Source organism: Gemella parahaemolysans, from assembly GCF_053758945.1.
The window spans coordinates 320014-332779 of the sequence record NZ_JBSMTP010000001.1 but is presented as its reverse complement, the minus strand read 5'-3'; the positions used below and the strand labels follow the sequence as shown (position 1 = coordinate 332779).

General features: G+C 28.9%; 17 protein-coding genes. 13 read left to right on the top strand and 4 right to left on the bottom strand.

All coding sequences use genetic code 11. The features are described 5' to 3' along the window. Window positions 1-48: 48 nt before the first annotated feature. From ylxM to ACWOBP_RS01445, 13 genes are all read left to right on the top strand, one after another. Window positions 49-372 carry a YlxM family DNA-binding protein gene (ylxM, locus tag ACWOBP_RS01505; protein ID WP_455337154.1) on the top strand — a complete coding sequence of 108 codons (324 nt, stop codon included), beginning with the start codon at window positions 49-51 and terminating at the stop codon, window positions 370-372. 10 nt (window positions 373-382) lie between these two features. Beyond that, the gene (gene ffh / locus ACWOBP_RS01500; RefSeq protein ID WP_455337153.1) at window positions 383-1735 is read left to right on the top strand and encodes a signal recognition particle protein; all 1353 of its coding nucleotides are present in this window, start codon (window positions 383-385) and stop codon (window positions 1733-1735) included. Window positions 1736-1738: 3 nt separating this feature from the next. After that, window positions 1739-2215: a tRNA (uridine(34)/cytosine(34)/5-carboxymethylaminomethyluridine(34)-2'-O)-methyltransferase TrmL gene (gene trmL / locus ACWOBP_RS01495; protein WP_455337208.1), complete on the top strand. Its 477-nt coding sequence runs from the start codon at window positions 1739-1741 to the stop codon at window positions 2213-2215. A 72-nt stretch (window positions 2216-2287) separates the two neighbouring features. Next, window positions 2288-2761 carry an rRNA maturation RNase YbeY gene (ybeY, locus tag ACWOBP_RS01490; protein WP_060914727.1) on the top strand — a complete coding sequence of 158 codons (474 nt, stop codon included), beginning with the start codon at window positions 2288-2290 and terminating at the stop codon, window positions 2759-2761. A 2-nt stretch (window positions 2762-2763) separates the two neighbouring features. Next, window positions 2764-3672 (top strand): GTPase Era, encoded by a 909-nt coding sequence (era, locus tag ACWOBP_RS01485; protein WP_003146031.1) that lies wholly within the window; start codon window positions 2764-2766, stop codon window positions 3670-3672. Beyond that, window positions 3656-4387, top strand: a complete 732-nt coding sequence (recO, locus tag ACWOBP_RS01480) for a DNA repair protein RecO (protein WP_455337152.1) — start codon at window positions 3656-3658, stop codon at window positions 4385-4387. Before era ends, recO begins: the two co-directional genes overlap by 17 nt. A 14-nt stretch (window positions 4388-4401) precedes the next feature. Next, complete coding sequence (racE, locus tag ACWOBP_RS01475) at window positions 4402-5196, top strand: glutamate racemase (protein ID WP_455337151.1); 795 nt, start codon at window positions 4402-4404, stop codon at window positions 5194-5196. 10 nt (window positions 5197-5206) lie between these two features. Then, on the top strand, window positions 5207-5791 hold the full coding sequence (locus ACWOBP_RS01470; protein WP_455337150.1) for an XTP/dITP diphosphatase: 585 nt from the start codon (window positions 5207-5209) through the stop codon (window positions 5789-5791). Then, window positions 5781-5993 (top strand): ferredoxin, encoded by a 213-nt coding sequence (locus ACWOBP_RS01465; RefSeq protein ID WP_455337149.1) that lies wholly within the window; start codon window positions 5781-5783, stop codon window positions 5991-5993. The genes ACWOBP_RS01470 and ACWOBP_RS01465 overlap by 11 nt, the downstream gene beginning before the upstream one ends. 211 nt (window positions 5994-6204) lie before the next feature. Continuing rightward, window positions 6205-8328 (top strand): DNA translocase FtsK, encoded by a 2124-nt coding sequence (locus tag ACWOBP_RS01460; protein WP_455337207.1) that lies wholly within the window; start codon window positions 6205-6207, stop codon window positions 8326-8328. A gap of 73 nt (window positions 8329-8401) precedes the next feature. Next, window positions 8402-9241 (top strand): hypothetical protein, encoded by an 840-nt coding sequence (locus ACWOBP_RS01455; protein ID WP_455337148.1) that lies wholly within the window; start codon window positions 8402-8404, stop codon window positions 9239-9241. Between the two features lie 123 nt (window positions 9242-9364). Next, window positions 9365-9934 carry a CDP-diacylglycerol--glycerol-3-phosphate 3-phosphatidyltransferase gene (gene pgsA / locus ACWOBP_RS01450; protein ID WP_455337147.1) on the top strand — a complete coding sequence of 190 codons (570 nt, stop codon included), beginning with the start codon at window positions 9365-9367 and terminating at the stop codon, window positions 9932-9934. A 60-nt stretch (window positions 9935-9994) separates the two neighbouring features. Then, window positions 9995-10534, top strand: a complete 540-nt coding sequence (locus ACWOBP_RS01445; protein ID WP_455337146.1) for a GrpB family protein — start codon at window positions 9995-9997, stop codon at window positions 10532-10534. A 20-nt stretch (window positions 10535-10554) separates the two neighbouring features. Here the strand turns inward: ACWOBP_RS01445 and ACWOBP_RS01440 are convergent, their stop codons facing one another. The 4 genes from ACWOBP_RS01440 to rpmB all read right to left on the bottom strand — a co-directional run bounded on the left by ACWOBP_RS01440 (window position 10555) and on the right by rpmB (window position 12665). Then, window positions 10555-10797, bottom strand: a complete 243-nt coding sequence (locus ACWOBP_RS01440) for a CBU_0592 family membrane protein (RefSeq protein WP_455337145.1) — start codon at window positions 10795-10797, stop codon at window positions 10555-10557. 62 nt (window positions 10798-10859) lie between these two features. After that, window positions 10860-11906: a tyrosine recombinase XerS gene (gene xerS, locus ACWOBP_RS01435; protein WP_455337144.1), complete on the bottom strand. Its 1047-nt coding sequence runs from the start codon at window positions 11904-11906 to the stop codon at window positions 10860-10862. Between the two features lie 234 nt (window positions 11907-12140). Next, on the bottom strand, window positions 12141-12278 hold the full coding sequence (locus ACWOBP_RS01430) for a hypothetical protein (RefSeq protein WP_455337143.1): 138 nt from the start codon (window positions 12276-12278) through the stop codon (window positions 12141-12143). Between the two features lie 198 nt (window positions 12279-12476). After that, complete coding sequence (rpmB, locus tag ACWOBP_RS01425) at window positions 12477-12665, bottom strand: 50S ribosomal protein L28 (protein WP_003144993.1); 189 nt, start codon at window positions 12663-12665, stop codon at window positions 12477-12479. Between the last annotated feature and the right edge of the window lie 101 nt (window positions 12666-12766).

The following is a 12766-nucleotide window of genomic DNA, read 5'->3' as shown; positions in this document are numbered from 1 at the left end:
CGTATAATATAATGATATAGATTTATATTTAATGACTGGAGGAAGATTGTGGAAATAGAACAAGTTATAAAAATTTCACAACTCTATGATTTTTACTCTGACTTACTTAGTGATAAACAAAAACAGTATTTAGATGACTATTATTTTAACGATTTATCGCTAACAGAGATTTCTGAAAATTATAATATATCAAAACAAGCTGTGTCAAATAATATTAAGAGAACAATATTAGAATTAGAACAGTTTGAAGAGAAATTAAATTTAATTAAATTAAACAATCAGAGATTATTTTTACTAAATGAGATAAAAAAATCAACTACTGATACAGAAGTACTGACGTATGTTGAAGAATTGATAAAACTAGAAAATTAGGAGAGCTTGTATGGCATTTGAGAATTTATCAGAAAGATTACAAAATACAATAGCTAAACTTACAGGAAAAGGTAAAGTTTCAGAAGCTGATGTAAAAGAGATGATGCGTGAAGTTAGGTTAGCTTTATTAGAAGCGGACGTTAACTTTAAAGTTGTAAAAGAATTTGTAAAAAAAATTAGTGAAAGAGCAGTTGGAACTGAGGTTATGAAGTCTCTTACTCCAGCGCAACAAGTTGTAAAGATTGTAAATGAAGAATTAGTTGAATTATTAGGCGGATCTAATGTTGAATTAAACCAAGGTGGTAAAATTACTACTGTTATGATGGTTGGTCTTCAGGGGGCTGGTAAAACGACAACAGCAGGTAAATTAGCACTTAAAGTTAAGAAAACTATGAAGAAAAAACCGCTTCTTATCGCAGCTGACGTTTATAGACCTGCTGCAGTTCAACAATTAAAAACACTAGGTAAGCAACTTGATATCGAAGTATTCTATGTAGATAAAGATCCAGTAGATATCGTTAAAGATGGATTGGCTTTTGCTAAGGAAAATTACTTCAATTATGTAATTATCGATACAGCAGGACGTCTACATATCGATGAATTATTAATGGACGAATTAAAAAATATTAAAGCTGCTACAACACCAGATGAAATCTTACTTGTTGTCGATTCTATGATTGGACAAGAAGCAGTTAATATTGCAACATCATTTGACGAGCAACTTGACATTACTGGTTTAGTATTAACTAAATTAGATGGTGATACTCGCGGAGGAGCGGCCCTATCTATTAAATCTATTACAGGTAAACCAATTAAATTAGTTGGTATGGGTGAAAAAATGAATGACCTTGAGTTATTCCACCCAGAACGTATGGCATCTCGTATTTTAGGTATGGGTGATGTACTAACGTTAATTGAAAAGGCGCAAGCTTCTATTGATGAAGATGAAGCTAAAAAAATGCAAGAAAAAATTCTAAATCAAAGTTTTACTTTTGAGGATTTCTTAATCCAGTTAGAACAAGTTAAGAAATTAGGTAGTCTTAAAGATATACTTGGAATGATTCCGGGAATGGGTAAACTAAAAAATATGAATTTAGATGCTGTTGATGAAAAACAATTTGTCTATATTGAGGCTATTATTAAGTCGATGACAATTGAAGAGAGACAAAATCCTGATATTATAAACGTACCACGCAGAAAACGTATTGCACAAGGTAGTGGTCGTCCTCTTAATGAGGTTCATAAACTCATCAAACAGTTCGAAGAAATGAGAAAAATGATGAAACAGTTTGGAGGGCTTATGAATGATAAATCTAAAAGAAAGGGTCTTGGAAGAATGTTTGGTGGCAAACTTCCATTCTAGTTAATTATGAATAATATAGTTTTATTCCAACCAGAGATTCCAGCTAATACAGGAAATATTGCACGTACTTGTGTTGGAACTAATACAAGGTTACATTTAATTAGGCCGCTAGGATTCTCAATTGATGATAAACATGTAAAAAGAGCTGGTTTAGATTATTGGGAACATCTAGATTTAGTTGTTTGGGATAGTTTTGATGAATTTTTAGAAGCAACTAATGACAAGCACTATTATCTAATAACTAAATTTGGGACAAAAAATTATTGTGATTTTGATTTTTCAAATGTTGATAATGAAGACATCTATTTTATTTTTGGTAGAGAGACGAAAGGTTTACCAAAAGAATTTAGAGAGAAGTATAGTGAACAAGCATTGCGAATTCCAATGAGTGAAAATGTTCGTTCATTAAATTTGTCTAATACGGCAGCATTAATAATTTACGAAGCTTTAAGACAACAAAATTTTAATAAATTAAAATAATAAATGGGGGGAGAATTTAGGGTTTTTGTCTTGAATTATCCCCTCTCAATAAGAATATATAAGGAGAAAATCATGACATTTGTTGAAATTATAGATGATAATAACTTAGTGGAAGATAGTACAAAAGATATGTTGCTAAAATTATTAGATTGTGCAGCTGAGTATGAAGGTGTTGATACTGAGATTACTGAAATGTCGTTATCATTCGTTAGTAAAGAAGAAATACAAGAAATTAACCGTGATTATAGAGGAAAAGATGTTCCTACTGATGTGATTTCTTTTGCTTTAAATGATGAGGTAGAAGATGAAATTGATATAATTGGTCTTGAAGATGAGATTAATTCTATAGGTGATGTAATTATCTGTGTTGATATTGCTCATGAACAAGCAAAAGAGTATGAACATAGTTTTGATAGAGAGATAGGTTTTCTTGCAGTACATGGATTTTTACACTTACTAGGTTATGACCATATGACTGAAGAAGATGAAAAAGAAATGTTTGGTAAACAAGACGAGATTCTTGAGAAGTTTGGTTTAAGGAGATAAGCATGTTTGAAGAACAGATTAAAACGGGATTTGTCACTATTATAGGTAGACCTAATGCGGGTAAATCTACGTTATTAAACAATATATTACAACAAAAAATAGCAATAATGTCAGATAAACCACAAACAACACGTAACATTATAAATGGTGTTTATACTGATAATGATTCACAGATTGTCTTTATTGATACACCTGGTATTCACAAGCCAAAACATAGACTTGGTGATTATATGATGAAACTTGCTAGTAGTGCAATTCAAGAATCTGAGATTGTATATTTAATTATAAATGCCAGTGAGAAATTTGGTCCTGGTGATCAACATTTAATAAACATAGTTAAGGAATTAAAAGTTCCAACGTTCTTATTAATTAATAAAATCGATTTAATTTCACCTGAACAACTGATTCAGATTATTGAATTTTATAAAGACTTATATGATTTTGTTGAGATAGTTCCCATTTCAGCATTAAAATCAATAAATGTTGATAATTTATTAAACACAACGAAAAAATATTTACAACCAAGTTTCAAAATGTATCCTGATGATGTAATTACTGATTCACCAGAGTATTTTGTTATCTCAGAGTTTATTAGAGAGAAAGTATTACAACTTACTGAGCAAGAGATTCCTCATTCAATCGCTGTTGTAATTGATAGGATTGAAAAACAACCTGGTAAAAAGAAAAATATTATCGCCACAATTGTTGTTGAAAGAAAATCACAAAAGGGTATGATTATAGGAAAACAAGGTAAGATGATTAAGGAAATTGGTTCTAGAGCAAGAAAGGATATTGAGGTTCTTCTTGGAGAAAAAATATTCTTAGAATTATGGGTTAAGGTAATTGATAATTGGAGATCAAAACCTAACCAAATTCGTGATCTTGGCTATAGGGATGATATCTTTGACTAATAGAAATTTTATTACAGGAATAATTATAAAAAAAATAAGATATAGAGATTATCATGAAATACTACATATTTTAACAGAACAAGGAAATGTAGAGAGTTTCTTTTATGAAAATGTACACAAAAGTAAGAAAAAAATTAAGGTGAGTACGCCACATGAGGTATCGATTAATTTTTTTTCAACTGGTGGTATGAATAAAATAACAAATTTGGAAATTGAAAATACATATACAAATATTGTATATGATATACTGAAAAACAGTTATGTTTCAAATATGTTGGAGTATGTTAATTTAATAAATGATGATACATTTAATATGTATAAGTTATTGAAGTTATGTTTAAAAAATATAGAAAAAGATGTTTCTGAAAAACTTGTTTTAATATATTTTTTATGTCAAATTTTAAAAGGTCAAGGTTTTATGTTCAAATACCAAAAAACAGATCAAATCTATGTAGGGTATAGCTTTTTAAAAAATAGCTTTGTAGATAAGTTTAATGTGGATTATAGTGTTTATGGTCTTAACGATTCATTAGTAAAACTTACATACTATATGACTGTTAAAAATATTGACTTTTTAGAAAATTTAGAAATAGAAAACAAAGATTTAATTAGATTATTCTCATTTTTAAATATGGTATTTAAAGAATTTGTAGGAATAGAAACTAAATCTTACACTAAAATATTAGAACTTGAAGAAATGTTAAGTTCTAATTAAGAAAGAGGCTATATATGAATAATGCAATAGGAGTATTTGATAGTGGAGTAGGTGGACTAACAGTTGCTCGTGAGATAATGAGACAGTTGCCTAATGAAACTATCTATTATTTCGGCGATGTTAAAAATTGCCCTTATGGGGATAAAACAAAGGAAGAAATAATAAAAAATACGGATAGAGCAGTAAAATTCTTAATAGATAAAGGAGTGAAACTGGTTGTTTTAGCATGTAATACTGCAACAGCTGCAGCATTGGAGTATCTACAAAACAAATATGAAGTGCCTATTATAGGAGTTGTTCAACCAGGTGCTAGACGAGCTATCCAGGCAACAGAAAATAATAAAGTACTGGTATTAGGGACAAAGTTTACAGCAAACTCAAAAGTATACGATATAGAAATTGAAAATATTAATTCTGATATTATAGTTTTTGACAAAGCTTGTCCTGCTTTTGTACCTTTTATTGAGGCAGAAAGTAATCTTGATAAAGAAGCCACTAGAAAACTAATTGATGAAACATTAAGTAATACCAATATGCTTGGTGTTGATACTGTAGTTCTCGGATGTACACATTATCCAATACTAAAAAAAGATATTGAGGAATATTATGGTAATAATATTAAAGTTATCTCTTCAGGTAGAGAAGCAGCAAGGGAAGTGAGTACTGTTTTGGGATATGAAAGATTGCATCAGAAGAAGTTAAATATAAAAGAGCACAGATTCTTTATTTCACAAGAAAGTGATAATTTTAATAGTATTGCTTCAAAATGGTTAAAGAAAGATATTAATGCAGAAGTAGTTGAAATATAGGAGTGATAAAATGAAAGAATTGATTTTGGCATCAAATAATGCACATAAAGTTGAAGAAATTAAAAGCATATTGAGTGATTATAATATTCTAACATTAAAAGATATTAATTTTACTGATGAGATTATTGAAGATGGATTAACATTTGAAGAAAATGCTTTGATAAAGGCAAGAACAATTTCAAAATACTCAGGAAAAACTGCAATAGCAGATGATAGTGGACTTAGTGTTGATCTTTTAGATGGCCGACCTGGAGTTTATTCAGCAAGATATTCAAAAGAACAAACAGATTCAAAAAATATAGAGAAAGTTTTATCTGAATTAGATGGTAAGAAATCAAATGCTAAGTTTGTATCAGTTATAGCTTTAGTTGAACCTGATGGGACAGAATTTACTTTTAGAGGGGAATGTCATGGTGAAATTATCTCTGAGTTAAGAGGTGAGAATGGTTTTGGATATGATCCTATATTCTATGTTTCGAGTTTAGATAAAACATTTGCAGAACTAAGTTCTGAAGAAAAAAATAGTATCAGTCATCGAAAAGAATCGTTGGAGAAATTTTCTAATTTTTTGAGAGAAGAAAATAATGAAAACTAAAATAATACGAGAAGATTGTATTGCCTGCGGTAACTGCAATGCGATATGCCCTGATGTTTATGATTATGATGAAGATGGAATAGCGTATTGCATTATCGATGATAATGAGATGACTGAGGAAGTTGCTGAAAAGTATCGTAGTTTAGTCTTAGAAGCAAAAGATAATTGTCCTACTGAGGCAGTTTTTGTAGAAGAAGACTAGAAAGGAGAGAAGATTGAGCAATAAAAAGACAAAAAGTACAAAAAAAACAAGTAAAACTAATAAAAACAAGAAAACCACTAAGGTAAGTGGTAAAAATACAAGTGCAAAGAAAACTCCAAAGAAAAATGTTATTCCCGTTTTGTCTAAAGAAGCCTATCGTGGATTATATTTTGTAATTTCTGTTCTTATAGTAATTTTATCTGTTTTACAAATGGGATTTATTGGTAGATTTTTCGATACACTTTTTAAATATTTATTCGGAAGTTTTAGTTATCTTATCTATATAATAATAGTTGCAACTCCAATATATTATATTATGAACAAAAAACTAAAAACACCAGCAATCATAGTAATCTTACTAATTTTAGTAGATTTTCTATTTCAATTAATTTATATTGGAAATAGTGATTATAATTTATTAGGTTTTAATGATATTTATAATAATAGAGTTAGTTCATATGGGGGAGGATTATTATCATATTATCCTGTTAAATTCTTAATTTATTTATTATCTTATTATGGTTCATTATTGGTGATAATCTCAGCTATAATAACAGTTATATTTTTATATTTTAACATTAATCATAGGGAGTTAGTCTTAAGAATTAAACACCATATAGTTAATGCATTTGATAAGAATGAATATGTAGAAGATACTTTAGATGACTATCAAGAAGAGGACGATATTATCTATGACGAATATAATTCGTCTGATGTTAATAGAGAAAATTCTAATGAACAAAGATATAATAAAATTAAAGATAAAGATTTAGTTGTTGATATAAGAGAATTCAAAGAAAATGAAGAATTTTATGATGAGGAAATTGTACAACGTCCTTCTAGAAAGCAACCTAAATTAAATAAAGAGCATATTACTGTTGAAGAAGAAACGGTTAGTGAAATAGTTTCTGAAGAGTCATATGATAATTATCAACTTCCACCAGTTACACTATTGAATAACCCAGTTAAAAAACAAACTATTACTAAAGGTGATGTAGTAGAAAAATCAAAAATTCTTCAAAGTACATTTAATAACTTTGGTATTGAGGTTAAGATTGTCAAAGCAATAGTAGGGCCTTCGATTACACAGTTCCAGATATTACCGACTCCAGGAACTAAGGTTAGTAAGATAGTTAACTTGAGCAATGATATTGCATTAAATCTAGCAGCTAAGGATGTACGTATTGAAGCACCTATTCCTGGTAAATCATTAATAGGTATAGAAATACCGAATACTGTAAATGAGCTAGTAACGATGAAAGAAGTTTTTGTTAATGATGAGGATAATTCACCACTATCTGTTGTATTAGGTAAAGATGTATCAGGTGAATCGATATTCACGAGAATTGATAAAACGCCTCACTTATTAATAGCAGGTTCTACAGGAAGTGGTAAGTCAGTTTGTGTAAATACGATAATTACTAGTATATTATTAAAAAATAAACCAGATAAGGTTAAATTGATAATGATAGATCCTAAGATGGTTGAGCTATCGATTTATGATGGTATTCCACACTTGTTAACTTCTGTTGTTACAGATCCTGTAAAAGCAGCTGATGTTCTTCATAAAGTTGTTCTTGAAATGGAAAACAGATACAGAGAGTTTGCAAGAGCTAGAGTAAGAAATATGGAAGGTTATAACAAAATTGCTGCAAAAGATCCAGACTATAAAGAACTTCCATATATAGTAGTTATTATAGATGAGTTAGCTGATTTAATGATGGTATCTTCTAAAGAAGTAGAAGAGTCAATTGCTCGAATAGCACAGAAAGCTAGGGCAGCTGGTATACATATGATAATAGCAACTCAAAGACCATCAGTTGATGTAATTACAGGGGTTATTAAAACTAATATTCCATCAAGAATTGCGTTTGCGGTAAGTTCTAGTATTGATTCAAGAACTATTCTTGATAAATCAGGTGCAGAAACATTACTTGGTAAGGGTGATATGCTTTACTTATCAGCTGATTCAAGTAAACCTGTTCGTGTACAAGGAGCTTTCTTATCTGATGAAGAAGTAGAGAAAGTTGTCGACTTTGTTAAGAGTCAGTCTGAAGCACAGTACGATCCAAATATGACTCCAAGTGAAGTAAGTTCACAAAACGGAGGCTCATCAGGAGAAGATGTAGATCCGCTGTATAAAGAGGTATTATTATTTATAGCTAAAACACAGAAAGCTTCTGCTTCATTACTACAAAGAAGATTTAAAATTGGTTATAATAGAGCAGCAAGAATAATAGATATGCTTGAAGAAGATGGGTATATTGGACCTGTAGATGGAAGTAAACCAAGAAAAGTATTTTTAGAAAAAGAATACGCAGAAGATAATGAATAAAACAAATATTTTGTTTACATAATTTAATTTATGTAAATCTAAGTGAAGGAAATTAAATTAGAGGTAAATAGACGTGAAAAAAAATAGTAAATTATTAATAGGATTATTAACTATAGTTATTTTAGCAGTTATTGGATTATCTGCTTATGCATACCAAAAGCAACAAGCACTTAATAATAATAAACCAAAAGTTGAAAAGAAAAAAGAAGATTCTAAATTAGAGAAATTAATAAAAGAAACAGTTTCTAAATTTGATAAAGAGAATGATTTAAATAAAAAAATTGAAATATTTAAATCAATTCTTGATAAAAAGGATGAAGTAGCAAAAGAAAACAAAGATAAGCTAAACAGTGAGTATAATGATGCAATTAAAAATATGCGTGAAAAACTAAATAACGCTGTTAAGGATAAAATTAAAAATGCTTCATTAAATGATGAAGATAAGAAAAATTCTGAAAAAGTGGACTCTGTTAAGAAAGGATTAAATGACTTACAATCTACTCTTGAAAAAGAAAAATCAGTTTTATTTGAAAAAGAAGAAGATTATAATTCTGTCGCTCAGAGTATTAAAGATGCACTAACAGCTTTAGAGGCTTCTAAAACTACAGAATCTAATCAATCACAACAACAGAAGGAAACACAAACTCAAGCACATGCTAGTACAGAAGTAGCTGATACACCAGCTCCTCAACAACCTGCAAATACGTATACACCAAGATATAGTAATAGTAGTAACTCTTCTAGTTATAGTTCTAATAGTAATACTTCTACTGAGACTAGTAGCCCAAGTACACCATCGAATAATACAGCAACTACTGAAACACCAACTAACAGTGGAGCTACTACAATTCCAGTAGCACCAACTACACCAGCAGCGCCAGCAGGGACAGAAGCTACGGGAAGTGGAGAATAACTATATTAAAATACAGGATAAATCTAATTATCCTGTATTTTTTATTGTAGCAAATTATAGAATATGTTATAATTATTAGTGAATTGAATTTATACTTTAAGTTAGAAGGGTAAGTAAAAAATAATGAATCTACCGAATAAAATAACATTATTTAGAACAATATTAATACCTGTATTTATAGTATTTTTACTAGTTGATATGGGAGGAAGTATTTCTATTCTAGGAGGAAGAGAAATATCCTTAAATATATTTATAGCAGCATTAATATTTATATTTGCATCATTTACTGATTTTATTGATGGTTATTTAGCAAGAAAATATAATTTAGTTACAAATATGGGGAAATTCTTAGATCCATTAGCAGATAAACTTCTAGTTGGAAGTGCATTTATAGTTATGGTTGAATTAGGATTAATGCACAGTTGGATGGTAGTTGTTGTAATTGCGAGAGAATTTGCTATAACTGGTTTAAGACTTTTAGCTGTTGAAAAAGGTGAAGTTATTCCTGCTGGTATTTTAGGAAAACTAAAGACTATTAGTCAATTAATCGCCATAATTCTTATATTATTAGGAAATCCTATTTTTAATACTGTTGGATTTAAACTAGATTATATTCTATTATGGATATCAGTAATTTTAACGATACTATCTGGAATTGAGTATTTCAAAAACTCATTACACGTATTCAAATAATGTTAGTGATAGGTTCAACCTATCCTAGCATTTTTATTTTTTGGGAGGTATTTTTTATAAATGAATAAAATATTGAGAGATGAGGAGTTTAAAAAGAAATTTCCTATAAAACTTGTTGAATATAATAGTGAGTGGGCACATTGGTATGAAGATGAAAAGAAAAGTTTACTAGCTAAACTCGAAAAACATAAAGTGATTTTATATCATATAGGAAGCACAGCAATTCCAAATATATATTCAAAGGATATAATAGATATAATATTAGAAATCTATGAAAGTAACGATTTTGATAGTATAATTGACACTCTGAGTCTTGAGTGGGAACTACGTTGGAAAGAAGAGGATAGAGCTTTTCTAGTTAAAGGATACGGTGCTGATGGTTTTCTAGATAAAGTATACCATCTACATGTAAGAAAAAAAGGTGATATTGAAGAAGTTAAGTTTAGAGATGTATTAATAGAAAATCCAAAATTAGCAAAACAATATGAAAGATTAAAATTAGATTTAGAAACAACATATAAGTATGATAGAGAAGGATATACAGCTGGCAAAACGAAATTAATAAAAGATATTATAAAAGAATATGATTTACATAATTAACGATATGTAAACCATATTCTTTATTTTACTTTTTCTTTATTGAAGTACTTAACTAACCCTTGAATTGCAACTATTGACCAGACACCTTCAAGTAAAACAAATCCCCATTGTTTTACTATAAATGCGTCTATTCCAAGAATTAAAGCACCAATAGCATTAAGCAATAGATAGTTAAGTGAAGTTGTTTTAAGCTTTCCTAATTGACTAAATACAAATCCTATAAGTATTAATAGTGATCCTAAAACTTGAACAATAATACCCATTATTACCTCCATAAAATTTAATAACTTTTATATTTTACCTCAATTGGAGATATATTTCAATACTAATCATCAAGTTTGTCAATGTTTTGTTTGATAATCTTTTTTGATTCGTTAATGTATAGCATTGATGTGTCGCTGTTAGAGTGTCCCATTTGTGTCATAATTATAGGTATATTCCCATTTGTTTTTAGAGCTAGTTTTGTACCGTAACTATGTCTTAATTTGTGTGGTGACATTGGAACATTAAAAGCGTCTGTATACTTCATCACTAATTTTTGAATTGCTCTTATTGATAGTCCGCTCTTATTTTTACTAATAAATACATAATCTTCTCTATTAAGTTTAAAAGGTAGGGAAGTAATGTATTCATTTAACCTATCTAAAGCGGATTTAGTAATTATAACTGTATCGACCTTATTACCTTTTCTGACAACATTAATCTCACTATTTAGAAAATCAATATCTTTTACTTTAAGATTAGCAAGTTCATTAACTCGGATACCACTTTTCAAAAATAGTGTAAGTATAGCTAGATCTCTTGCTTTATCTCTTAAGAAGAATGATTTACCATGGTTAGATAAAGTCTTTTCATATTCAAACTCGACATACTGTAAGAATTCTTCGTCTTGAGAATCTAAAAAAATCTTTTCCGATATTTTCTTTGATCTTGAAGATAATGTTTCTTTCACACGATTAATAGGTATTTTAAGCATAACATTTCTCTCAAAATAAGCTTTACCTTGCTCAGTTTCACTTGTTACTGTAAGGAACTTATAAAGTGATCTCATAGCGGCTTTATAGTTATTTATAGTAGTTTGACTACGATATTTACCATTAACTTGTTCACGAGATAGGCTCTTGAAATAACTTTCCATTTCTTTTTTTGAAATATTTTCTAATGTAGAAAGGCTGACATCTTTAATGAGTTCAGCATCTGATATAGTCTCTCTGATAGTCCAATTTAAAAAGTTCTTATATGTTTCTAGATATCTATGTAAAGTTAATGGAGATAAATTGTCATAATATGTATCAATAAAATCTTCTATATAGTCAGGAAATTCTGGAAGTATTTTGTTAATCTTTTGTTTATAATAATCACGTTGATTCATTGGTATTACTACATTCTCCTTTAATTTATAAATTATACATATAATATGTATTATGCGAACAATTATATTATATCACATTCAGCTAGTTCGTTCAATATATACTTGTCCCCTCATATTTGAATCTTATTAATATTATATAGTTTTATTTAATTCTTATTAATTTATTTTATATTTTGATGAGAGTCAACATCTTTTATCAGTATTTGTTTTGGTTAAGTTTGATTAGAAAGATATTCAAATTGTTTTCTTATATTTAAAAACTACTACGTTTACGTGTTGGAAAATATACTTTACTAAGTAAGGAACTTTTGGAGGGATTTTTTTATTTTCAACTATATAATTATTATGATTATTTAGTTTCAGTTTCTTCATAAAAATATCACCTATTTAAACGCCGTATAAGCGTCCTAAAATTATTTTTTGTATAATTATCCCAAAAACCACTAAAAACGTTCAGAATGGATTTAAACGTCTATTTTGGTATTTTTTATCATTTTTCTATTATTTTTTTGTAATCTAATGTAAAAAGCTACCTAAGTTTCCTTAGATAGCTTAAAGTTTATCGCTTAATTATACACGCTCAACTTTTCCAGATTTTAAAGCTCTAGCAGAAACCCAAACTTTTTTAGGTTGTCCGTCTACTAAAATTGTTACTTTTTGTAGATTAGCTTTGAATTTTCTTTTATTTGCGTTCATTGCGTGTGAACGAGTATTTCCTGAACGAGCTTTACGTCCAGTTACGTAACAAACTTTTGCCATGAATTAATCCTCCTTTTGGAAATAGTTTATTCATAACATTTACTACATACACAAGTAATAATATAACATACCTTAACATAAATATCAAGTAAAAACTTTAA

Coding starts and splice junctions, on each gene's coding strand:
- ybeY (WP_060914727.1), top strand. CDS start 2,288: ATGACATTTGTTGAAATTATAGATGATAATAACTTAGTGGAAGATAGT.
- ACWOBP_RS01445 (WP_455337146.1), top strand. CDS start 9,995: ATGAATAAAATATTGAGAGATGAGGAGTTTAAAAAGAAATTTCCTATA.
- ACWOBP_RS01465 (WP_455337149.1), top strand. CDS start 5,781: ATGAAAACTAAAATAATACGAGAAGATTGTATTGCCTGCGGTAACTGC.
- ffh (WP_455337153.1), top strand. CDS start 383: ATGGCATTTGAGAATTTATCAGAAAGATTACAAAATACAATAGCTAAA.
- era (WP_003146031.1), top strand. CDS start 2,764: ATGTTTGAAGAACAGATTAAAACGGGATTTGTCACTATTATAGGTAGA.
- xerS (WP_455337144.1), bottom strand. CDS start 11,906: ATGAATCAACGTGATTATTATAAACAAAAGATTAACAAAATACTTCCA.
- pgsA (WP_455337147.1), top strand. CDS start 9,365: ATGAATCTACCGAATAAAATAACATTATTTAGAACAATATTAATACCT.
- racE (WP_455337151.1), top strand. CDS start 4,402: ATGAATAATGCAATAGGAGTATTTGATAGTGGAGTAGGTGGACTAACA.
- ACWOBP_RS01430 (WP_455337143.1), bottom strand. CDS start 12,278: ATGAAGAAACTGAAACTAAATAATCATAATAATTATATAGTTGAAAAT.
- rpmB (WP_003144993.1), bottom strand. CDS start 12,665: ATGGCAAAAGTTTGTTACGTAACTGGACGTAAAGCTCGTTCAGGAAAT.
- recO (WP_455337152.1), top strand. CDS start 3,656: ATGATATCTTTGACTAATAGAAATTTTATTACAGGAATAATTATAAAA.
- ACWOBP_RS01460 (WP_455337207.1), top strand. CDS start 6,205: ATGGGATTTATTGGTAGATTTTTCGATACACTTTTTAAATATTTATTC.
- ACWOBP_RS01440 (WP_455337145.1), bottom strand. CDS start 10,797: ATGGGTATTATTGTTCAAGTTTTAGGATCACTATTAATACTTATAGGA.
- ACWOBP_RS01470 (WP_455337150.1), top strand. CDS start 5,207: ATGAAAGAATTGATTTTGGCATCAAATAATGCACATAAAGTTGAAGAA.